Annotated in this window: 23 protein-coding genes; 10 read left to right on the top strand and 13 right to left on the bottom strand. The window is 67.1% G+C overall.

From position 1 onward, the window contains the following. Positions 1–2: 2 nt before the first annotated feature. Genes VDP74_RS06175 through VDP74_RS06165 form a run of 3 tightly spaced genes read right to left on the bottom strand, consistent with a single transcriptional unit; the run spans position 3 to position 2,482 of the window. A complete protein-coding gene (locus tag VDP74_RS06175; RefSeq protein ID WP_322998830.1) occupies positions 3–1,049 on the bottom strand; it encodes a COX15/CtaA family protein in 1,047 nt (348 codons plus the stop codon). A gap of 33 nt (positions 1,050–1,082) precedes the next feature. Then, a complete protein-coding gene (locus tag VDP74_RS06170; protein WP_322998756.1) occupies positions 1,083–1,691 on the bottom strand; it encodes a hypothetical protein in 609 nt (202 codons plus the stop codon). Continuing rightward, positions 1,688–2,482, bottom strand: a complete 795-nt coding sequence (locus VDP74_RS06165) for an SURF1 family protein (RefSeq protein ID WP_322998755.1) — start codon at positions 2,480–2,482, stop codon at positions 1,688–1,690. The genes VDP74_RS06170 and VDP74_RS06165 overlap by 4 nt, the downstream gene beginning before the upstream one ends. 113 nt (positions 2,483–2,595) lie before the next feature. Here VDP74_RS06165 and VDP74_RS06160 point away from each other — a divergent pair, with 113 nt between their 5' ends. Continuing rightward, positions 2,596–2,808 (top strand): twin transmembrane helix small protein, encoded by a 213-nt coding sequence (locus VDP74_RS06160; RefSeq protein ID WP_322998754.1) that lies wholly within the window; start codon positions 2,596–2,598, stop codon positions 2,806–2,808. 24 nt (positions 2,809–2,832) lie between these two features. On the opposite strand, the gene VDP74_RS06155 is transcribed toward VDP74_RS06160, so the two are convergent. From VDP74_RS06155 to coxB, 5 genes are all read right to left on the bottom strand, one after another. Next, a complete protein-coding gene (locus VDP74_RS06155; protein WP_322998753.1) occupies positions 2,833–3,711 on the bottom strand; it encodes a cytochrome c oxidase subunit 3 in 879 nt (292 codons plus the stop codon). A 26-nt stretch (positions 3,712–3,737) separates the two neighbouring features. Further along, complete coding sequence (locus VDP74_RS06150; protein WP_322998752.1) at positions 3,738–3,899, bottom strand: DUF2970 domain-containing protein; 162 nt, start codon at positions 3,897–3,899, stop codon at positions 3,738–3,740. Positions 3,900–3,925: 26 nt separating this feature from the next. Beyond that, on the bottom strand, positions 3,926–4,042 hold the full coding sequence (locus VDP74_RS06145; protein ID WP_298019274.1) for a cytochrome oxidase small assembly protein: 117 nt from the start codon (positions 4,040–4,042) through the stop codon (positions 3,926–3,928). A gap of 34 nt (positions 4,043–4,076) precedes the next feature. After that, complete coding sequence (ctaD, locus tag VDP74_RS06140) at positions 4,077–5,684, bottom strand: cytochrome c oxidase subunit I (RefSeq protein WP_322998751.1); 1,608 nt, start codon at positions 5,682–5,684, stop codon at positions 4,077–4,079. Positions 5,685–5,765: 81 nt separating this feature from the next. Beyond that, positions 5,766–6,926 carry a cytochrome c oxidase subunit II gene (coxB, locus tag VDP74_RS06135; RefSeq protein WP_322998750.1) on the bottom strand — a complete coding sequence of 387 codons (1,161 nt, stop codon included), beginning with the start codon at positions 6,924–6,926 and terminating at the stop codon, positions 5,766–5,768. Between the two features lie 263 nt (positions 6,927–7,189). On the opposite strand from coxB, the gene VDP74_RS06130 reads away from it, so the two are divergent. From VDP74_RS06130 to VDP74_RS06115, 4 genes are all read left to right on the top strand, one after another. Further along, positions 7,190–8,020, top strand: coding sequence for an NUDIX hydrolase (locus VDP74_RS06130; protein ID WP_322998749.1), 831 nt, complete (start codon positions 7,190–7,192; stop codon positions 8,018–8,020). 43 nt (positions 8,021–8,063) lie between these two features. After that, positions 8,064–8,705, top strand: a complete 642-nt coding sequence (locus VDP74_RS06125; protein ID WP_322998748.1) for a PhaM family polyhydroxyalkanoate granule multifunctional regulatory protein — start codon at positions 8,064–8,066, stop codon at positions 8,703–8,705. Positions 8,706–8,791: 86 nt separating this feature from the next. Then, positions 8,792–10,159 carry a bifunctional UDP-N-acetylglucosamine diphosphorylase/glucosamine-1-phosphate N-acetyltransferase GlmU gene (gene glmU / locus VDP74_RS06120; RefSeq protein WP_322998747.1) on the top strand — a complete coding sequence of 456 codons (1,368 nt, stop codon included), beginning with the start codon at positions 8,792–8,794 and terminating at the stop codon, positions 10,157–10,159. Positions 10,160–10,215: 56 nt separating this feature from the next. Beyond that, a complete protein-coding gene (locus VDP74_RS06115) occupies positions 10,216–11,271 on the top strand; it encodes a glycosyltransferase (protein ID WP_322998746.1) in 1,056 nt (351 codons plus the stop codon). Positions 11,272–11,278: 7 nt separating this feature from the next. On the opposite strand, the gene VDP74_RS06110 is transcribed toward VDP74_RS06115, so the two are convergent. Beyond that, a complete protein-coding gene (locus VDP74_RS06110) occupies positions 11,279–11,800 on the bottom strand; it encodes a gamma carbonic anhydrase family protein (protein WP_322998745.1) in 522 nt (173 codons plus the stop codon). 112 nt (positions 11,801–11,912) lie between these two features. Here VDP74_RS06110 and waaC point away from each other — a divergent pair, with 112 nt between their 5' ends. Continuing rightward, positions 11,913–12,887, top strand: a complete 975-nt coding sequence (gene waaC / locus VDP74_RS06105; protein WP_322998744.1) for a lipopolysaccharide heptosyltransferase I — start codon at positions 11,913–11,915, stop codon at positions 12,885–12,887. Next, positions 12,884–14,218 (top strand): 3-deoxy-D-manno-octulosonic acid transferase, encoded by a 1,335-nt coding sequence (locus VDP74_RS06100; RefSeq protein WP_322998743.1) that lies wholly within the window; start codon positions 12,884–12,886, stop codon positions 14,216–14,218. The genes waaC and VDP74_RS06100 overlap by 4 nt, the downstream gene beginning before the upstream one ends. Before the next feature lie 14 nt (positions 14,219–14,232). Here the strand turns inward: VDP74_RS06100 and galU are convergent, their stop codons facing one another. The 4 genes from galU to VDP74_RS06080 all read right to left on the bottom strand — a co-directional run bounded on the left by galU (position 14,233) and on the right by VDP74_RS06080 (position 17,025). After that, complete coding sequence (galU, locus tag VDP74_RS06095) at positions 14,233–15,069, bottom strand: UTP--glucose-1-phosphate uridylyltransferase GalU (RefSeq protein ID WP_322998742.1); 837 nt, start codon at positions 15,067–15,069, stop codon at positions 14,233–14,235. Beyond that, a complete protein-coding gene (locus VDP74_RS06090) occupies positions 15,066–15,242 on the bottom strand; it encodes a hypothetical protein (protein WP_322998741.1) in 177 nt (58 codons plus the stop codon). Before VDP74_RS06090 ends, galU begins: the two co-directional genes overlap by 4 nt. A gap of 134 nt (positions 15,243–15,376) precedes the next feature. Beyond that, positions 15,377–16,207, bottom strand: a complete 831-nt coding sequence (locus tag VDP74_RS06085) for a type III pantothenate kinase (protein ID WP_322998740.1) — start codon at positions 16,205–16,207, stop codon at positions 15,377–15,379. Further along, entirely contained in the window at positions 16,204–17,025 is an 822-nt protein-coding gene (locus VDP74_RS06080) for a biotin--[acetyl-CoA-carboxylase] ligase (RefSeq protein WP_322998739.1), read from the bottom strand. The genes VDP74_RS06085 and VDP74_RS06080 overlap by 4 nt, the downstream gene beginning before the upstream one ends. Before the next feature lie 99 nt (positions 17,026–17,124). Here VDP74_RS06080 and VDP74_RS06075 point away from each other — a divergent pair, with 99 nt between their 5' ends. The 3 genes from VDP74_RS06075 (at position 17,125) to VDP74_RS06065 (ending at position 19,451) form a co-directional block, all read left to right on the top strand. Further along, complete coding sequence (locus tag VDP74_RS06075; protein WP_322998738.1) at positions 17,125–17,784, top strand: alpha/beta hydrolase; 660 nt, start codon at positions 17,125–17,127, stop codon at positions 17,782–17,784. Positions 17,785–17,946: 162 nt separating this feature from the next. After that, entirely contained in the window at positions 17,947–19,167 is a 1,221-nt protein-coding gene (locus tag VDP74_RS06070; RefSeq protein WP_416232944.1) for a D-alanyl-D-alanine carboxypeptidase family protein, read from the top strand. A gap of 8 nt (positions 19,168–19,175) precedes the next feature. Then, positions 19,176–19,451, top strand: coding sequence for a DUF493 family protein (locus VDP74_RS06065; RefSeq protein ID WP_322998736.1), 276 nt, complete (start codon positions 19,176–19,178; stop codon positions 19,449–19,451). Positions 19,452–19,459 lie beyond the last annotated feature (8 nt).

The following is a 19,459-nucleotide window of genomic DNA, read 5'->3' as shown; positions in this document are numbered from 1 at the left end:
TTCTAGGCGTCCTGGAGGCGCTTGCCGCTAGGGGGTTTCCCTGCCTGGGCCAGGCGCCACAGCAGGGTCACGCTGACCAGCACCAGGCCGGCGGCGCCGCCGTTGTGCATCACGGCGATCAGCAGCGGCCATTGGAAGAAAATCGTGGTCAGGCCGGTGAGCAGCTGCAGCGCCAGCAGCGCCAGCAGCAGACGGGACGGCCCGCGCAGACCGGGGACCTGGCGCCAGCGCCAGGCCAGGCAGCCCAGCAGGGCCAGCACCACCAGCGCGAAATTGCGGTGAGTCCAGTGGATGGCGGTCAGGGCGTCTTGCGAAATCAGGTCGCCGCTGGCCTGTTTGCCCAGGCCGCGCAACACCGAAAACCCGCCCTGGAAGTCCATGGACGGTATCCAGGCCCCGTGGCAGGTGGGGAAATCCATGCACGCCAGGGCGGCGTAGTTGGTGCTGACCCAGCCGCCCAGGGCGAGCTGCAGGAACAGCACCGCCAGCCCCAGCGCCATCCAGGGCCGCCCGCTGGCCAGCGCAGCGGGAACCGGGTCGTGGGCCTTTTCGCGGGCGGCCAGCCAGGTCATCACGGCCAGCAGGCTCATGCCCAGGACCAGGTGGGTGGTGACCACCAGCGGCATCAGGCGATGGGTGACGGTCCAGGCGCCGAAGGCGCCCTGCAGGCAGACCAGGCCCAGGACGGCGGTGGACAGCGCCGGGCTGTGCGCCAGCTGCCGGCGCAGCCGCCAGGCCAGAAAGGTAAAGCCGATGATCAGCATGCCCAGAAAGGCCCCGGCGTAGCGGTGGATCATCTCGACCCAGGCCTGGAAGGCGCTGACAGGACCGTACGGCATGGCCTGTAGTGCCTGCTGGATGGATTCGCTGGCCCCCAGCGGGCTGAAATGGCCGTAGCAGCCTGGCCAGTCGGGGCAGCCCAGGCCCGAGTCGGTCAGGCGCACGAAGGCGCCGAACATGATCAGGTCCAGGGTCAGGAACCAGGCCAGGAAGACCAGACGCCGGTAGGTCAGGATCCGGCGGGGCGCGGGCGCGCTGGCGCTGGGCATGGGCGGGTCGGATGCGGTGCGCATGCGCGGGGCTCAGCCGATCCGGGAATTTTTCAGCAGGGCGCGGATGTCGTCGCGCACGCCTTCGGGGTCTTCGCCGTCCGGGAACTGCATCATCAGGTGGCCCAGGGGGTCCACGATCCACAGGCCCTTGGCCAGGGCGGCTGCGGGGTCGGCGGCGCCGGGGGCCAGCCATGCGGCCAGCTGGGCCGGGTCGGCCCGCAGCACGTGGGTGCCGACGTAGGCCTCGCCCACCACCGGGGCGATGGGCGCGTCATCGGTCACGAACAGGATGCGTTCCAGCCGGTCTACGTTCTTGCCCTGGCTGGCGTGGGAATTGCGCAGCACGAACAGGCCGCGCACGCAGGATTCGGGGCAGGCGCCCGTCCCGACGCTGATCAGCAGCCATTGGCCCTTGAGCTGGTTCAGATCGTAGGCCTGGCCCTGGCTGTCGCGCAGGTTCAGGGCGGGGATCGGGCGCTGGGGTTCCACCAGTTGGCCGTACTGGGTCTGGACCGCAGGCCGCAGGCCCAGCGCGGGCACATAGTAGGCCAGCAGGGCAAAGACGACGGGCGCCAGGGCGACCAAAAAGATCGCGATGAGCGGGGTGAGGGAACGAGGGCGGGCAGGGGCGGTCGTCATGTGTGGGTGGAGTCAGGTTTCGGAGGGGCGGCGGAACGCCGTCGGGAGCGCCACAGCAAGACGGCGGCGGCGATCAGGGCAATGGCGGAGAAACTGAACCATTGTCCGGCATAGTTGTAGTTCTGGCTGGCGTTTTCAGATGGCCCGGGCCATTCCTGGATCAGACCGGCGTCCTTGGCGGGGGCCTGTTCCAGCACCACGGGCAGCAATGTCAGGCCCGACGCGGCGGCCAGGGTGTCCAGGGCCAGGTTCTGCACCCGGGGCAGCGTGCCGTCCGGGGCGGGGAAGGGTTGCGGCAGGGCGGTATTCGGCTGGCCGGTCAGGCTGCCCAGGTCGAACAGGCGGGGCACCCGGTGCAACAGCGTGCCGTGGACTTCCACGGGGCCATCGGCGGCGGTCAGGTCGGGCAGGGATGCCGGCGGCAGTGGTCGGGCGACCCAGCCGCGCAAGACCAGCACGGCGGTGCCGGGCGCATTCAGCAAGGCCAGCGGCGTGGCGACCCAGAGGCCGGGTTGACCTTTGAGGTTGCGATTGTCCAGGAGTACAGTTAAAGGGTTGAGCCAGTGTCCCTGGACCGTGGCGCGGTGCCAGTCCGGGCCGTCGGGGGCGTCGGCCGTGAGCCTCAGGGCCGGGGCTTGTTGTCCTGCCAGGCGGGCGGCGCGGAGGGCTTCCCGATCATGGGCGCGGCTTAGCTGCCAGCGGCCGGCAGCGATGCATGCGGCGGCCAGCAGGATCAGCAAAACGACGGTCGCCAGGGTTTTTCTTCGAGAGGCGGGGCGTTGCTGGATCATGGGCGCGACAACATCGAAAACAGGCTCTTTGGATCAGATAGACTGGCGGTTTGAAAATTGTGCCACCGAGCGTGGCGGTTCAGTGTGACGGATAGAAAGGCTAGGATCCATCCATGAAAGTGCTGATTGTCTTCCTGTTTTTAGCCATTGTGGCCAGCCTGGGCTCGGCGCTGGTGTTTCTGATGCAGGATCACGGCCGCAGCAGCCGCATGGCCTGGGCCCTGACCTGGCGGGTGGGCCTGTCGATCCTGTTGTTCCTGTTTCTGTTGCTGGCTCATGCCCTGGGGTGGATCGACCCTGCTGGCGTGCCGGTCACCGTGAGGTAAACCGGCGGCGCCGACCACCAGGGATCAGACCCAGTAGACGAAGATGTACAGGCCCAGCCAGACCACGTCCACGAAGTGCCAGTACCAGGCCGCGCCCTCGAAGCCGAAGTGATTGTCGGGGGTGAAGTGCCCGCGCACCAGCCGGAACCAGATGACGGTCAGCATGGTGGCGCCCAGGATCACGTGAAAGCCGTGGAAGCCCGTCAGCATGTAGAACAGCGCGCCGAAGGCACCCGACGTGAAGCGCAAGTTCAGTTCGGTGTAGGCGTGGTGGTATTCATAGGCCTGGCAGCCGACGAAGGTAAAGCCCAGGATGACGGTGACGGCCAGCCAGAAGATCGCTTTTTGGCGATGCGCGGCGCGCAGCGCGTGGTGGGCGATGGTCAGGGTCACGGCGGACGTCAGCAGCAGGGCCGTGTTGATGGTGGGCAGCCAGAACGGGCCCACGGATTCGAACGGCGCCACGGTGCCGGCCGGGCCGAAGTTCGGCCAGGTGCCTGCGAAGTGCGGCCACAGCCAGGTCTGGGAATCCAGCGTGCTCAGCCAGGGGGTGGACACGTCGCGGGTGTACCACAGCGATCCGAAGAATGCGGAAAAGAACATGACCTCGGAAAAGATGAACCAGGTCATGCTCCAGCGGTAGGAATGGTCGATGCGTTTGCTGTTCAGCCCGCCTTCGGATTCGCGGATGGCGTCGCCGAACCAGCCGAACAGCACCATGAACATGCACAGGATGCCTGCGCCGCATAGCCAGGGGCCCAGGGCGTAGCCGTTGACCCAAAGGGCCGCGCCCACCAGCGTGGCCAGCATGCAGAGGCTGCCTCGGATGGGGTGGGCCGATTGAGGCGGGACATAGTAGTAAGGAGCCTCGCCGCTATGCGCTGTCTGTGCAACTGCTGTCATGTTGTTCTCCTCTTTCTGGTTGTTCTCTAGGCCGTGACCAGCCTGACGGCCAGTAACAGCAGCAATACGAATATCAGCCCGCCCAGCAGGCCTGCCACGATCAGGTGCGCCGGGCCGATGCGGTTCAGGTCGTCATCGTGCCCGGAGCGTTTGCGCAGACCCAGGAAAGCCCAGGCAATGGTGCGCACTGACCGTAGAAAATTACCCGGACCATTCAATCGACGACCCCGTACAGGTTGGCGCGGACAAAGGTCCAGACCAGGATGGCGACGGCAAACAGGGCCAGGAGCCATCCGGTGCGACGATTGCGGCGACGTTGTTCAGGGGTCATGCGAATTTCCGGGTGTTTTGTGGTTGGCAGGGGGTCAGCCTTCATACTGGGGCGGGGTGACGAAGGTGTGATGGGGCGCCGGTGAGGGCACGGTCCATTCCAGGCCTTCGGCGGTTTCCCAGGGGCAGGCAGGCACGGTGGGACCGGTGCTGCGCACGGCCTTGACCACCACGTAGATGAAGATCAGTTGCGACAGGCCGAACCAGAAGGCGCCGATGGTGGACACCTGGTGGAAGGTCGTGAACTGCGCGGCGTAGTCGGCGTAGCGGCGCGGCATGCCGGCCAGCCCCAGGAAGTGCATGGGGAAGAACGCGATGTTGAACGAGATCATGCTGCTCCAGAAGTGGAGCTTGCCCAGTTTTTCGTCGTACATGTGGCCGCACCATTTGGGCAGCCAGTAATAGGCGGCGCCGAACAGGGCGAACAGCGATCCGGCCACCAGCACGTAGTGGAAGTGCGCCACCACGTAGTAGGTGTCCTGGACCTGGATGTCGATCGGCGCGACCGCCACCACCAGGCCGGTGAAGCCGCCGATGGTGAACACGAAGATGAAGCCGATGGCGAACAGCATCGGGGTCTCGAAGGTCATGGAGCCGCGCCACATGGTGGCCGTCCAGTTGAAGACCTTGACCCCGGTTGGGATGGAAATCAGCATGGTGCCGTACATGAAGAACAGCTGGGCCGTGACCGGCATGCCGGTGGTGAACATGTGGTGCGCCCACACCAGGAAGGACAGGATGGCGATGGCGCAGATGGCGTAGACCATGGAGGCATAGCCGAACAGGCGCTTGCGGGCGAAGGTGGGGATGATCTGCGACACGATGCCGAAGGCCGGCAGGATCATGATGTAGACCTCGGGGTGTCCGAAGAACCAGAACACGTGCTGGTACAGCACCGGGTCGCCGCCGCCGGCGGCGTTGAAGAAGTGGGTGCCGAAGTGGCGGTCGGTGAGCAGCATGGTGACGGCGGCGGCCAGCACCGGCATCACGGCCAGCAGCAGGTAGGCCGTGACCAGCCAGGACCAGCAGAACATCGGCATCTTCATCAACGTCATGCCGGGGGCGCGCATGTTCAGGATGGTGACGATGATGTTGATCGCCCCCATGATGGACGAGGCGCCCAGGATGTGCACGGCAAAGATGGCGAAGTCCATGCCCGGGCCCATCTGCAGGGACAGCGGTGCGTACATGGTCCAGCCGGATGCGTTGGCGCCGCCCGGCACGAAGAACGACGAGGTCAGCAGGATGGCGCCGACCGGCAGCAGCCAGAAGCTGAAGTTGTTCATGCGCGCGAAAGCCATGTCGGACGCGCCGATCTGCAGCGGGATCATCCAGTTGGCGAAGCCCACGAAGGCCGGCATGATCGCGCCGAAGATCATGATCAGCCCGTGCATGGTGGTGAACTGGTTGAACAGTTCGGGCTGGAAGAACTGGATGCCGGGTTCGAAGAGTTCCGTGCGCAGCAATAGCGCCAGCGTGCCGCCTTCGAGCAGCATGCAGAACGAAAAGATCAGGTACATCGTCCCGATGTCTTTGTGGTTCGTGGCGAAGACCCAGCGTCGCCAGCCGGTGGGGACGTGGTGGTGCGCGTGTTCGTCATGACCCGCGCTGGGCGGGATGTGGTCTGCGGTGACGCTGCTCATGAATGCCTCCTTCGAGGGCGCGCCGCACGCAGGGCGGCGCGGAAAAATAGGGTTCGGGAGAATGCCGTTGCGCGATGGATATCAGCGCAGGGCCTTGACGTCGGATGGTTGCACGACAGGGTCGGGGCCTTTTCCGGCGTTGTCCCAGGCGTTACGGGTATAGGTGATGACGGCAGCCAGTTGAACATCATTGAGCTGGTCGCGGAATGCCGCCATGGCGGTGCCCGGATGGCCATTGAGTTCGGTGAGGATCTGGTCCTTCATGGGGGCCAGGACGAATTTCGTGTCGCCGTTCAGGGCCGGGAAGGTGCCCGGAATGCCCTGGCCGTTGGCCTGGTGGCAGGCCACGCAGTTGGCGGCGAAGACTTCCTTGCCCTTTGCGACGAGTTCGTCCTTGGTCCAGGTCTTGTTGGGGTCTTCGGTGGCGGCCGTCATTGCGGCCTTTTGGTCCTTGACCCACTGGGCGTAGTCTTCGGCGGATTTGACCTCGACCACGATGGGCATGTAGGCGTGGTTCTTGCCGCACAGTTCGGCGCACTGGCCGCGATAGGTGCCGGTCTTTTCGGCGCGGAACCAGGTGTCGCGCAGATAGCCGGGCACCGCGTCCTGTTTGACGCCGAAGTCGGGCACCATCCAGGAGTGGATGACGTCGGAGGCCGTCAGGACGACGCGGACTTTCTTGTCGACCGGCACCACCAGCGGGCGGTCGACTTCCAGCAGGTAGGTGTTGCTTTTGGGGGCCTTGCCGTCGATCTGGTCCTGGGGCGTGGACAGATTGGACAGGAAGTGCACGCCGGTGGCCGGGCCATCGAGGTATTCGTAGCCCCATTTCCATTGGTAGCCGGTGGCCTTGATGGTGAGGTCGGCGCCTGTGGTGTCCTTCATGGCGACGACCGTGCGGGTGGCCGGAATGGCCATGCCGACGATGATCAGGAAGGGAATGACGGTCCAGGTGAGTTCGATGGACAGGTTTTCATCGAATTTGGCGGCCTTGTAGCCTTTGGATTTCCGGTGTTTGACGATGGAATACAGCATTACGCCAAAAACGCCAATGAAAATGATCGTACAGACGATCATGATCATCCAGTGCAATTCGTGTATTTCCTGGGAGATCGGCGTGACCCCCGGAGTGACGTTCAGCTGATCGACCGCCGGTCCTCCCGGTATGTCCTGAACCCGCGCGGTTGCGACTGTCATCCACGACAGCGCGATCATGCCCAACAACCCTCTGACCATCTTCATGTTGTCCCTCTGGTTTGTGTGTGTTCTTCGGGGCGGGTTGACCTTCGTCAAAGACACACGAGGGGGAACGGGCCCTGCACACATGATCGGATCGTCAGGCCTGGAAGCGGTTGCTGCGGCGGCCTGCGATGTCCTTATAAGCTTGAAGGGATTATAGCGAAGCGAACCCGCTTGTACAGGCTGGGGGCGTCTGGATTCATGGGTTTTCGCGGCTTTCCACGGGTTTCCACCTATCCCTTCCGAGCTTCCACTACAATGTTTCGATGGATTCCTCCTCTGCGGTATTTACCCTGGACGACGTGTCGGCACGCAGTGCGCGGCTGGTGCGTCGCGCGCAGCAATTGCCGCCGATCGGCGCCCGGCCGGTCACGGTCGCGGGGCGGGTGGCCGGCTGGATCGGGCCTGCGGCGCTGGCCGCCATCGCCGGCCATCCCGGGGTTCACATCGAGGCCGAAGCCGCCCATCTGACGGCGGCCCCGGCGGCCCGGCTGGGCCTGGACGGCGTGCTGCGCGGTCTGGCTCTGGCGTTGCGCGATGCAGGCTGCATCCGCAGCTGGCGTGACGAATTGCTGGACGTGGTGGCCGAAGGCCGCCTGCTGGGGCGCATCGAACGCGGCGCCGTGCGCCCGCTGGGGCTGCTGACGCAGGCCGTGCATCTGAACGGCTGGGCGCCGGACGGGCGGCTGTGGGTGGCGCGCCGCGCACTCGATAAATCCACGGATCCCGGGCTCTGGGATACGTTGTCCGGCGGCCTGGTGGCCGCAGGCGAAGACCCGGCGCTGGCGCTGTTGCGCGAATCCCACGAAGAAGCCGGCCTGGTGCCGACCGAGCTGGCCGGGCACAGTCCCGTGCGTACCGTGCTGCGCATGCATCGCCGCCTGCCCGATGGCTATCAGGTCGAGACCGTGTGTCTCAGCGACTGCGTGCTGCATGCCGCCGCAGCGCCGGCCAATCTCGATGGCGAGGTTCTGGCATTCCGCTGCGTCGACATGGCCGAACTCTGGGACATGATCACGCACGGCGCCTTTACCCTGGAAGCCGAATTGTGCATTCTGGACTCACTGCGGCAGCGCCTGACCGCGCCGCATGCTTGACCCCTTGATTGATGCCGGTCCGATCCGGCGGAGGTAAACCACCATGGCGCAGGAATCCCCCAATCCCTTTGTGTTGCCCGGGTTCGGCCAGCAGGGCGAAGCCGCAGGCAATCCCTTGTTCGCCGGCCTGGACATGATGCGCCAGGCCTGGCAGAACCTGGCCGGCCGCATGGACACCCCGGCCATGCCGGCCATGTCCCTGGAAGACCTGGACCGCCGCATTCGTGAATTGCAGACGGTGCAGAACTGGCTGCAGCTCAATGCCACGATGCTGGCCAATACCATCCAGGGGATGGAGATCCAGCGCAGCACGCTGAAGACGCTGCAGTCGTTTGCCGGCGGGGTATTCCCCGGCGCGGCCGCCAAATCGGCCAAATCCGCCGGCTCGGCCAAATCGGCGCAGACTGCAGCAGGCGCCCAGGCCGATGAGGCGGGCCAGGCCTATGCGCAGGCCGCCGGTGATTGGTGGAATATGGTGCAGCAGCAGTTCGAGCAGCTGCGCGAGGCCACCACCGCCAGCCTGGGCAGCATGGCCGAGGCCGCCGACGCCGCTTCGGCTGCAGCGGCCAAAAAGCCAGCCCGCGCCACGGCCAGGAAAGCAGCCGCTTCCGCAGCATCGCCGGGCAAGACCAGCAAGGCCGCCGGCAAGGCTGCCGGCAGGGCCACCCGCAAGCCTCGCGCCTGATTCCCCAGCCTGCCAGGCGCCCGCCGGTTCCGATCCGGATGGCGCCTGGCGCCTGAATCCCATCGTCAATTTTCGATTCCCCGTCTATGTTGAACATCATCATTCTGGCCGCAGGCCTGGGCAAGCGCATGCAGTCCGACCTGCCGAAAGTCCTGCACCCGATTGCCGGGCAACCCATGCTCAGCCACGTGCTGGATGCCGCCCACACCCTGAACCCCGATCGGGTGGTGGTCGTGGTAGGCCACGGCGCCGATCGCGTGCAGGCGGCGTATGCCGGCCAGAACCTGACGTTCGCGCTGCAGCAGCCGCAGCAAGGCACCGGCCATGCCGTCATGCAGGCCGTGCCGCATCTCCTGGAAGGCGATGCCGGCGACACCTGCCTGGTGCTGTATGGCGACGTGCCCCTGGTGCAGGCGGCCACCTTGCAGGCCTTGCTGCAGGCACGCGGCGAGGGCCTGGCGCTGCTGACGGAAACGCTGGCCGACCCCAGCGGCTACGGGCGTATCGTGCGGGACGCCCAGGGGCGCGTGCAGCGCATCGTCGAACACAAGGACGCCAGTGACGCCGAGCGCGCCATCACCGAGGTCAATACCGGCATCCTGGCAGCCCCCACGGCCGCCTTGCGGCGCTGGCTGGGGCAGATCGACAACCGCAATGCGCAGGGCGAATACTATCTGACCGACATCGTCGGGCTGGCGGTGGCCGAAGGCATGCCGGTGGCGCATGCCCAGCCGGCCGCGCACTGGGAAACCCTGGGTGTGAACAGCCGCGTGCAGCAGGCCCAGCTGGAACGCATCTGGCAGGGCGAACAGGCCCGCCGCCTGCTGGAACAGGGGGTCACCCTGGCGGACCCGGCCCGCTTCGACCTGCGAGGCGAACTCGTATGCGGGCGCGATGTCTTCATCGACGTCGGCTGCGTCTTCGAAGGCCGCGTGCGGCTGGCCGACGGGGTGCGCGTGGGGCCGCATTGCGTGATCCGCGATGCCGACATCGGCGCCGGGACCCTGCTGGATGCCTACAGCCACATCGAAGGCGCCCAGGTGGGCGAATCCGCCCGCATCGGCCCCTATGCCCGGCTGCGACCGGGGGCCGACGTCGGCCCCGAGGCCCACGTCGGCAATTTCGTCGAACTGAAGAAAACCCGCCTGGGGCGGGGGTCCAAGGCCAATCACCTGGCCTACCTGGGGGATGCCGTGATCGGCGACCGGGTCAACGTGGGGGCGGGCACCATCACCTGCAACTACGACGGGGTGAATAAATTCCAGACGATCATCGAGGACGACGCCTTCATCGGCTCGGACACCCAGCTGGTCGCTCCGGTGCGGGTTGGCCGGGGTGCGACGCTGGGCGCGGGCACCACGCTGACGCGTGACGCGCCCGCCGACCAACTGACGCTGTCGCGGCCTCGCCAGACGACTGTGCCGGGCTGGAAGCGGCCGGTGCGCAAGGCCTGACGTGACGACCCGCGTCCTGCGCCGTCCGGGCTTGCTCGCCTGATTCGGGCCGCTTCATGCGCATCCTGCACCTGAATCTGGAAAAAGGCTGGCGCGGCGGCGAACGCCAGACGCTGTTCACCCTGCAGGGCTTGCAGGCCGCCGGCCATCAGGTGGCCGTGGCGGCGCGTGCCGGTGGGCCGCTGGCGCAGCGCGCCCAGGCGGCGGGCGTTCAGGTCTTTCCCTGCGCCGGCAGCCTGGCGCTGGTGAGGCTGCTGCTGGCGCAGCGCCGTTCCTATGACGTGATCCATGCCCAGACGGCCCAGGCCATGAGCCTGTTGGCCGTTTTGCGGCCTGTCTTGCGCGCGGCGCTGGTCTTTACCCGGCGCACGGCTTTCGATGCGCCGGACAAGGCCCGGCGCCAGCGCTGGAAATGGCGTCGGGCCGATGCGCTGGTGGCCATCAGCCAGGCTGCCGCTGCGGCGCCCCGGGCGCTGGGGTTGGCGGTCGTCACGATTCCCAGCGCGGTGGAAGCCCAGCATGCAGATCCGGCCGGAGTCGAGGCCTTGCGCCGGCAGTTCGGCCTGGAAGGGCGCCGGGTCCTGGTGACGGCGGCGGCGCTCAGCCCGGAAAAAGACCCCCTGACGCTGATCGAAGCAGTCAACCGGCTGAGGCAGGATCATGCCGACATCGTCTGCCTGCATTGCGGCGCCGACGGCGCGGCGGCTGACGCGGCGCGCGCCCGGGTGCAGGAACTGGGCCTGCAGGACCATTATCGGTTCGCCGGCTTTCAGGCGCGGGTGGGCGATTGCCTGGCGTTGGCCGACATCTACGTCAGCAGTTCCCGATTCGAGGCCCTGGGCACCAGCGTGCTGGATGCCTGCCTGGCGGGGCTGCCCGTGGTCGCGACGGATGTCGGCGGCCACCGGGAGATCCTGGATCCTGACCGTGGCCTGCTGGTGCCGGCCGGCGACGATGCCGGTCTGGCCAGACGCATCGCCTGGGTGCTGGATCATGCCGATGCCGCGCAGGCCATGGCGCAGCGGGCGCGGGACCACGTGGCGCAGGCGTATTCGGTCCCGGCCATGGTGGCTGCCTATCAGCAGCTGTATGGCCGCCTGCTGCCCGCCTAGAAAAGACCTACAAGGGCCGCAGGGCTTCTTTGTAGCGGGCGGCGCGGGCGGCGTAGTCGGCCGCGCTGCGCTGCAGGGCCGCGACTTCCTCGTCCGACAGGGTGCGGGCGACCTTCGCCGGCGCGCCCAGGATCAGGGATCGTTCCGGAAAGACCTTGCCTTCGGTGACGAGGGCCCCGGCGCCCACCAGGCTGTGGCGACCGATGACCGCGCCGTTCAGCACGACGGCCTGGATGCCGATCAGGGAACCGTCTTCGATGGTGCAGCCGTGCAGCATGGCCTGGTGGCCGACCGTGACCTGCCGGCCGATGGTCAGCGGCTTGCCGGTATCGACGTGCAGCACTGCGCCTTCCTGGATGTTGGATTGTTCGCCGATAGTGATGGGTTCGTTGTCGGCGCGGATCACGGCGCCTGCCCAGACGCTGGTGCCCGCCTGCAGCGTGGCGGCGCCGATCACGGTGGCCTCGGCGGCGATGAAGGCGGAAGAATCGATGTGCGGGGTGATATCCCCCAGGGCGTAACAGGTCATGGGTCGGGGCTCCGGATCGGGACCATGTGGCTGGATGTCAACAAGGATAACAGCCCCGCATGCCCAGGGGGTAGCCCGCGAATTCGCAGGGCGGGCCGCCTATAATCGCGCCATGACAACTCGTATCCTGATCGTTCGCACCTCCTCGCTGGGGGATCTGGTGCACATGCTGCCGGCCATCTCCGACATCGCTCGGCACGTGCCCGGCGCGCAGATCGATTGGATCGCCGAGGAATCCTTTGCCCAGATCCCTGCCTGGCATCCAGCCGTGCACGAGGTCATTGCCGTGGCCCATCGGCGTTGGCGCAAACATTGGTGGAATGCGCAGACGCGCCGCGAACGGGCAGCCTTGAGGGCTGACCTGGCATCGCGGCGCTACGACATCATCCTGGACATGCAGTCCCTGCTGAAGTCGGTCTGGCTGGTGCGCCAGGCACGTGGTCAGCGCCACGGGCTGGACTGGAAATCCGCCCGCGAACCCCTGGCATCCCTGTTCTACGACGTCAAACACCGGGTTGAATTCTGGCAGCCGGCCATCATCCGCCAGCGCGCGTTGGCGGCGGCGACTTTCGGCTATGTCAGCGACGGGCCGCCGGATTTCGGCCTGCAGGCCATCACCGATGGCGTGGCGATCGACCCGGTCGCCCTGATCATGCCGTCGGCCAGCCGCGACGACAAGCTCTGGCCGGCCAGCCATTGGCGCCAGGTCTTCGATCATCTGCAGGCGCAAGGCCTGGGCCTGCGCCTGCTGGCGGGCAACGACGCCGAACAGGCCCGGGCCCGGGAACTGATCCAGGGGCGCGGCGGGGCCGAGGTCCTGCCGCGCCTGGGGCTGCGCCAGGTGGCTGATCAGCTGGCGCGGGCGCGCATCATGGTGGGCCTGGACAGCGGTCTGACGCACCTGAGCGCCGGTCTGGGGCGCCCAACCATCGGCATCTACAAGGCGTCCACTCCGGTGCGCACGCCGCTGCAGGGGGCGGCCTATACCGCCAGCCTGGGCGAGCGGGGCCAGGAACCCGACGCCGGGCAGGTGCTGGCGGCAATCGATGCCGCCCTGGATGCGGGTCGGACGGTCCCGGCGCAATGAGCCGCTGGATCTATTCCCTGCTGCTGATGTTGCTGTCGCCGCTGCTGCTGACGTGGATGGGATTGCGGGCACGCCGTGCGGGGGGGCGCTGGGACGTGCTCGACGGCACGCGCTTTGGCCGCTACCGGGCGCCGCAGCCGGCGGCCGGGCCGATCTGGGTCCATGCCGTCAGCCTGGGCGAGACGCGGGCGGCCCAGCCGCTGATCCGGGCGCTGCTGGATCGCGGCCATCGGGTGCTGCTGACACACCTGACTGCCACCGGGCGGGCGGAAGGCCAGCGCGTGTATGCGGCTGAACTGGAACGCGGCGTTTTACAGCAAGCCTGGCTGCCTTACGATTTTCCGGGCGCCACGCGCCGGTTCATGCAGCAGTATCGACCCGCCCTGGGCGTGCTGATCGAACGCGAACTCTGGCCCAATCTGATCCACGCTGCCCAAGGGGCCGGCGTGCCCCTGGTGCTGGCCAGCGCCCGCATGTCCGACGCTGCCTTGCGTCGCACCCGGCGTCTGGGCGGGCTGATGCGTCGCGCCTATGGCGGAGTCGCTCGCACCTACGCCCAATCATGGGTGGATGCACAGCGTCTGGAACGCGCCGGCGCGCGGCAGGTCAGTGTCTCCGGCAACTTCAAGTTCGACGTTCAGCTGGACCAGGACAAGGCCTCGCGCGGGCGGGCGTTTTCCACTCAGCTGGGCAGCCGGGTGATTGCCATCGCCAGCACACGCGAGGGCGAGGATCAGGCCTTCATCCAGGCGATCCGCCGGGTGCTCGGTCGGGCGGCCGCGACAGGGGAAGAATCCGCCGCGCCGCTGCTGTTTCTGCTGATTCCGCGTCATCCCCAGCGCTTCGATTCGGCGGCCGCCCAGCTGCAGGCGGCGGGCCTGCCGTTTGTGCGGCGCACGCAACTGCTGGATCTGGGCGACGGCGGCAGTTCCGCGCTGGCGGCCTGCCGCCAGGCGACGGTGCTGCTGGGTGACACCCTGGGCGAAATGCCCTGGTATTACGCTGGCAGCCGGGTGGCGATCGTGGGCGGCAGCTTCGCGCCGCTGGGCGGGCAGAATTTCATCGAGGCCAGCGCCCTGGGCTGCCCGGTCATCGTAGGGCCGCATACGGCGCATTTCCAGCAGGCCGTGGCGGATGCGCAGGCCGCCGGGGCCATTGCCCAGGTGGCTGACGCCGATCAGGCGCTGCGCCAGGCGCTGCAGTGGCTGGATGATCCGGCGGCCGCCGCCCAGGTGGGACAGGCCGGGCGTGACTGGGTGCGCCAGCATGCCGGCGCCGTGGCTCGGGTGATCAACGGGATCGAGGATATGCTGGCGCAGCGCGCCGCGTAGATCGGGCAAGCCCCCTATGGGCGCAGGCCGTGATATTTTTCCCCCAAGGCGATCGTGGCCTTGAAGAAACCTTCCTTGCTGCCGCAGTCGTAGCGTTCGCCAACGTAGCGGTGGCCGAATACTCGGCGATGGCGCAGCATGGCGGAAATCGCGTCGGTCAACTGGATTTCCTGGCCCACGCCGGCTTGGGTCTGGCGCAGGAAATCGAAGATTTCCGGTTCCAGCACGTAGCGCCCGACCACGGCCTGGTTGGACGGTGCATCCTGCGGCGCGGGTTTTTCGACGATGTGTTCCACCCGGGTATTGCGGGCGTCGACGGCGGAGCCGGCGATGATGCCGTATTTGCGCGTGTCCTGCGGGTCGATTTCCTGGATGGCCAGCACGCTGCCATCGTGCTGGTGGGCTGCGTCCACCAGTTGGCGCGTGACGGCGGTGTCGGCGTCCAGCAGGTCGTCGGCCAGCAGCACGGCAAAGGGCTCGTTGCCGACGATGGGCGCGGCGCACAACACCGCGTGGCCCAGGCCCAGCGGCTGTGCCTGGCGGGTGTAGATGCAGTGCACGTGGTCGGGCAGGATGGTGCGGATCGTGTCCAGCAGCGCCTGTTTGCCCTTGGTTTCCAGTTCCGCTTCCAGTTCGGGGGCGCGGTCGAAATGGTCCTCGATGGCGCGCTTGTTGCGTCCGGTGACGAAGATCAGTTCAGTGATGCCGGCAGCCAGGGCTTCTTCGACGGCGTACTGGATCAGCGGCTTGTCGACGATGGGCAGCATTTCCTTGGGCATGGCCTTGGTGGCGGGCAGGAACCGGGTGCCCAGGCCAGCGACCGGGAAGACAGCTTTGCGGATAGGTTTCATCGTGGTGTGAATTCAGGGGGAATCGGGGCGCTGGGCACCAGCGCTTGCTGGCCGCGTTGCGACAGGGGGCGCGGCGTGCGGCCCTGTTCGGCCGGCGGCGGACCGAAAAAGCCCTGGCCGTAAGCCAGCAAGGCCAGGTTGGCAACGACGGCGAGGGTCAGCAGAAAGCGCATGATTCGAAGCAGGTCGGGTCTCATCGGCCGGGCAGACGGACCGGAATGGCGCCGTGCGGGCGATGCAGCGGCCAGTATATCAATTGGACGGCCCCCGCCGGCCCCCGCCGAGTCGGTGCGTGTCGCAGGAACCGTCAGGCGGCAGACGCCCGGGGCGCTGCAGCCAGGCAGGCCAGGCCGTCCAGCACGGGGCCGTCCAGCACCCGGGGCGGGCGATGCGGTAGTTGCAGCCCGTCCTGCGCACGCATCAGCCCTGCCTGGACCGTCGCACCGATCGTGGGCCAGCCGCCACCGCAGACGAAGACCTGCGGTGCCCGGCCTTGGGCCTGGTCGCGGGCCAGATGCCATTGGCGCAGCAGCGCACCGGCCTGCGCAGCGGCGATGCCGCTGGCGATGGCGTCTTGCGTGTCCTGCGGGAAATCCACGCACCGGCCTTCTCCCAGGGGCAACTGGGCTGTGCCCTGGGCCAGGCTGTGGGCCATCAGCGAAGGCCCCGGCAGGATCAGCCCCCCCAGAAAGGCGGGCCGTGCCGTGTTGATGCCCGGTGTGATCGTGTCGATGGTGGTGGCGGTACCGAAGCTGGCCAGCAGCGCAGGGTGGCCCGAGCGCCAGCCGGGGTCGGTCGACAGCGTGCCCAGCAATCCCAGCAGCCCCAGCCAGCGGTCCGCCCCCAGGCGGGTGACGTCGGCGTAGGGGTTGCCCAGCAGATCCTGGCCATCGTGGGCATCGCACCAGCGTATCGCCAGACCCCAGGCCGTTTGGCAGGCCTGATCCAGCCGTCGGCGGATATCCGGGCCGGCGACGTTCGATCCCAGAATGTGTTGCGGCCGGTGCGGCAGGCAGGCAGCCAGTTCCGGCAGTTGCGCGTAATCCAGGGGTGCGGCCGGGCTGCGGCCGGCGGGATCTCCGGGTGTCATCCAGGCGATCTTGGCTCGGGTGTTGCCGGCGTCGATCAGCAGCTTCATCGCCGCAGCCGCACGGAGATCTCGCCCACCGAGACGGCCTGGGTGCCTTCGGCGCTGCGCAGCAGCAGGCGGCCTTGCGTGTCGATGCCGCAGGCGATGCCGGTCTGCCGCAGTTTGCCGTTGTCGATGACGTCCAGCGGCTGGCCCACCAGGCCGTCGACCTCGGCGTAGCGGGCGGGCAGGTCGGCGAAACCGTGCGCCGTGGTCTGGTTCAGGGCCTCGTACCAGGCCTGGGCGGCACAGGCGGCCAGCGTTGCCGCAGAGGCCTGGGCCGCCAGCGGGTCCAGGGCCGCCAGGCCCGACCAGTCCGCCACGTTGCGGTCCAGGGATTGCGACAGGGCGCGGGCATCGAGCAGGTTCAGGCCCATGCCGATGATGATCAGGTGGTGGTCGGCGACCTGCGCGGTGCCCGAACGGGTGGATTCGATCAGGATACCGGCCAGTTTGGCGTTGTCCCATTGCAGGTCATTGGGCCATTTCATGTTCAGCCTGGCCTGGTGTTCGGGGCCCAGGTGGCGGCGCAGCGCCTGGCAGGTCGCCAGCCCGATCAGGGGCGCCAGGGTAGGCAGTTGCCGTGCGGGCAGGAAGACGTCGAAGGCGCAGGAAAACATCAGATTGGCGCCCACTCTGTTCTGCCAGGTGCGGCCTGCGCGCCCGCGCCCCTGGGTCTGCAGGTGCGTGCCCAGCAGCCAGGGACGTGCAACCCAGCCCTGGTCCTGGCGTGCGCGCACCAGCAGGTCGGCATTGGTCGACCCGGTGTCCGCCAGCCAGTCGACCCGGTGAAAGCACGGCAGCGCCGCCCGCAGCTTTCTGGTCATCTGGTCGGGCGCTGGCAGGAGAATGGCGGAATCAGAGGATATGCCGGTCATATGGGTAGAATGAGGCGTGAGTCACACCGATCGAGAGACCAGTTCATCATGAGTTTGCGTACGGAACAATCGATTTTCCGAGGGGCATCGGGAACGGTTGAATATACCGTGGACCATCCGGAACAGTCACCTGTCGGCTGGGCCCTGATCCTGCACCCGCACCCCCTGCATGGCGGCACGCGCGACAACAAGGTCGTCACCACGGTGTCGCGGGCCTGCGTGCAGCAGGGCCTGCTGGCGATCCGGCCGAATTTTCGAGGGGTCGGCGGCTCGCAGGGTGAATTCGACCACGCTGTCGGCGAAACCGCCGACATGGTGGCGTGCGTCGAACAGGTATTCCAGGATTGGCCGCAGGCGGCCCAGGGGCCGTGGGTGCTGGCCGGGTTTTCCTTCGGTTCGGCCGTGGCGGCTCAATTGTATGCGGAACTGGCGGATCGGGATCTGCCGTTGCCCGCGCGGCTGATGCTGATCGGATGCGCGGTCGAACGCTTTCGCTACAGGCCCTTGGCCGTGCCGGCCTCGACCCTGATGATCCACGGCGAACACGACGAGGTCGTGCCCTTGTCCGAGGGCATGGATTTTGCCCGCGCGCATCAGTTGCCGCTGACGCTGGTGCCCGATGCCGGGCATTTCTTTCATGGCAAACTGCTGATCCTGCGCCAGATCGTGCTCGACAGCCTGCTGGGCCTGGCCGATCCGCAGCCCTGACGGTCCTGTCCGCACCCCTGGTTCGAGCGCTTACGTTTCAGTTGCTTGCGTTTTGTCTCGATTTCCGCCGAGGCGGTCCATGAAGCCGTCAGGCGCGCTGCCTATAATGGGCCTCACGTTTTCTTGATCCTTTTTCCGATGATGCCCATGACACTTGCCCTGTTGCCGACCCTTCGCCGTTTCCGTCTGGCGCCGCTGGCGCTCAGTTGCGCGCTGCTGGTGCCGGGGGCCGCCTGGTCGGCCGCGAGTGCCGCGCCGGCCGCGACAACCACCGAGGCGCCCGCAGCGGCGCCGGCCGAAGGCGTCAGCGCGCTGTCGAACATTCCGGCACCGGCCCTGGGCGCCAAGGCCTGGCTGACCCTGGACGCGACCAGCGGACAGATCATCGCCGCCCAGAACCCCCAGGCCGCCGTCGAGCCCGCCTCGCTGACCAAGCTGATGTCCGCCTACGTCATTTTCGAGGCGCTGGAAACCGGCCGTCTGAAGCTCGACCAGAAAATCCATATTTCCGAAAAGGCCTGGAAAACCGAAGGCTCCCGCATGTTCATCAACCCGAACACGGACGTTGCGGTGGATGACCTGTTGCAGGGCATGCTGGTGCAATCGGGAAATGACGCCACCGTGGCGTTGGCCGAGGCCGTGGCCGGCAGCGAATCGGCGTTTGCCGCGCTGATGAACCAGCAGGCCAAGGCCCTGGGCATGACGCATACCCATTTCGTCAATTCCACCGGCCTGCCAGACCCCGATCACATGACCACGGTCGAAGACCTGGCCGTGCTGGCGCGCGCCCTGGTGCAGCGTTTCCCGCAGTACCGGCACTACGACAGCCAAAAGGAATTCACCTACAACAACATCAAGCAGAGCAACCGCAACCGCCTGCTGTGGGCCGACTCGACCGTCGATGGCCTGAAGACCGGCCATACCCAGTCGGCGGGCTATTGCCTGGTGGCGACGGCGCTGCGCGACGGGCGTCGGGTGGTGTCCGTGCTGGTGGGGGCAGCCAGCGATGCCGCCCGCACCGAAAGCAGCCTGAAACTGCTCAACTGGAGCTTCAAGAACTTCGACACGGTCAAACTGCTGGACAAGACCAAACCGGCCGTGTCCGCCCGCGTCTGGGAAGGCGCTACCGAAACCGCCGATCTGGGGGTGAACCAGCCGCTGTGGGTCACTGTGCCGCGCGGCCAGGCCGATCAGATCAAGACCGAGGCCCGCTACACCCAGCCGCTGATGGCGCCGCTGACCGAAGGCGATCAGGCCGGCACCCTGGCGGTGTCCCTGGACGGCAAGCCCCTGAAGCAGGTGCCGCTGCTGGTGATGCATTCGGTGCCCGAGGCCGGCTTCTTCGGCCGCCTGGTGGACAAGGTCCGCCTGATGTTCCAGTAGGGCGCAGCATGGCGACCATTCCTCCGGAAGACTCCCCGATCCAGTATCCCTGTGACTTTCCGATCAAGGTCATGGGGCGGGCGCTGGATGCCTTTCTGCCCGCCATGGCCGATGTGGTTCGGGGCTTCGATCCGGATTTCGATCCGGCCTCCATCGAAGTCCGCCCCAGTTCCAGCGGCAATTACCTGGGGCTGACCCTGACGGTGAGGGTGCATTCGCGCGAACAGCTCGACAATCTGTACCGCGCCCTGCACGGGCACGAACTGGTGTCGGTGGTCCTGTAGGCAGCAGC

It is taken from the genome of Castellaniella sp. (assembly GCF_034674885.1).
Taxonomy (GTDB): Bacteria; Pseudomonadota; Gammaproteobacteria; order Burkholderiales; family Burkholderiaceae_B; genus Castellaniella.
Note: the sequence above shows the minus strand (reverse complement) of the source record. Positions and strands in the feature narration are given on the sequence as shown.

Bases quoted from the DNA above. Each gene is read 5' to 3' on its own strand.
- VDP74_RS06175 (WP_322998830.1), bottom strand. From the start codon at position 1,049: ATGCCCAGCGCCAGCGCGCCCGCGCCCCGCCGGATCCTGACCTACCGG.
- VDP74_RS06170 (WP_322998756.1), bottom strand. From the start codon at position 1,691: ATGACGACCGCCCCTGCCCGCCCTCGTTCCCTCACCCCGCTCATCGCG.
- VDP74_RS06165 (WP_322998755.1), bottom strand. From the start codon at position 2,482: ATGATCCAGCAACGCCCCGCCTCTCGAAGAAAAACCCTGGCGACCGTC.
- VDP74_RS06160 (WP_322998754.1), top strand. From the start codon at position 2,596: ATGAAAGTGCTGATTGTCTTCCTGTTTTTAGCCATTGTGGCCAGCCTG.
- VDP74_RS06155 (WP_322998753.1), bottom strand. From the start codon at position 3,711: ATGACAGCAGTTGCACAGACAGCGCATAGCGGCGAGGCTCCTTACTAC.
- VDP74_RS06145 (WP_298019274.1), bottom strand. From the start codon at position 4,042: ATGACCCCTGAACAACGTCGCCGCAATCGTCGCACCGGATGGCTCCTG.
- ctaD (WP_322998751.1), bottom strand. From the start codon at position 5,684: ATGAGCAGCGTCACCGCAGACCACATCCCGCCCAGCGCGGGTCATGAC.
- coxB (WP_322998750.1), bottom strand. From the start codon at position 6,926: ATGAAGATGGTCAGAGGGTTGTTGGGCATGATCGCGCTGTCGTGGATG.
- VDP74_RS06130 (WP_322998749.1), top strand. From the start codon at position 7,190: ATGGATTCCTCCTCTGCGGTATTTACCCTGGACGACGTGTCGGCACGC.
- VDP74_RS06125 (WP_322998748.1), top strand. From the start codon at position 8,064: ATGGCGCAGGAATCCCCCAATCCCTTTGTGTTGCCCGGGTTCGGCCAG.
- glmU (WP_322998747.1), top strand. From the start codon at position 8,792: ATGTTGAACATCATCATTCTGGCCGCAGGCCTGGGCAAGCGCATGCAG.
- VDP74_RS06115 (WP_322998746.1), top strand. From the start codon at position 10,216: ATGCGCATCCTGCACCTGAATCTGGAAAAAGGCTGGCGCGGCGGCGAA.
- VDP74_RS06110 (WP_322998745.1), bottom strand. From the start codon at position 11,800: ATGACCTGTTACGCCCTGGGGGATATCACCCCGCACATCGATTCTTCC.
- waaC (WP_322998744.1), top strand. From the start codon at position 11,913: ATGACAACTCGTATCCTGATCGTTCGCACCTCCTCGCTGGGGGATCTG.
- VDP74_RS06100 (WP_322998743.1), top strand. From the start codon at position 12,884: ATGAGCCGCTGGATCTATTCCCTGCTGCTGATGTTGCTGTCGCCGCTG.
- galU (WP_322998742.1), bottom strand. From the start codon at position 15,069: ATGAAACCTATCCGCAAAGCTGTCTTCCCGGTCGCTGGCCTGGGCACC.
- VDP74_RS06090 (WP_322998741.1), bottom strand. From the start codon at position 15,242: ATGCGCTTTCTGCTGACCCTCGCCGTCGTTGCCAACCTGGCCTTGCTG.
- VDP74_RS06085 (WP_322998740.1), bottom strand. From the start codon at position 16,207: ATGAAGCTGCTGATCGACGCCGGCAACACCCGAGCCAAGATCGCCTGG.
- VDP74_RS06080 (WP_322998739.1), bottom strand. From the start codon at position 17,025: ATGACCAGAAAGCTGCGGGCGGCGCTGCCGTGCTTTCACCGGGTCGAC.
- VDP74_RS06075 (WP_322998738.1), top strand. From the start codon at position 17,125: ATGAGTTTGCGTACGGAACAATCGATTTTCCGAGGGGCATCGGGAACG.
- VDP74_RS06065 (WP_322998736.1), top strand. From the start codon at position 19,176: ATGGCGACCATTCCTCCGGAAGACTCCCCGATCCAGTATCCCTGTGAC.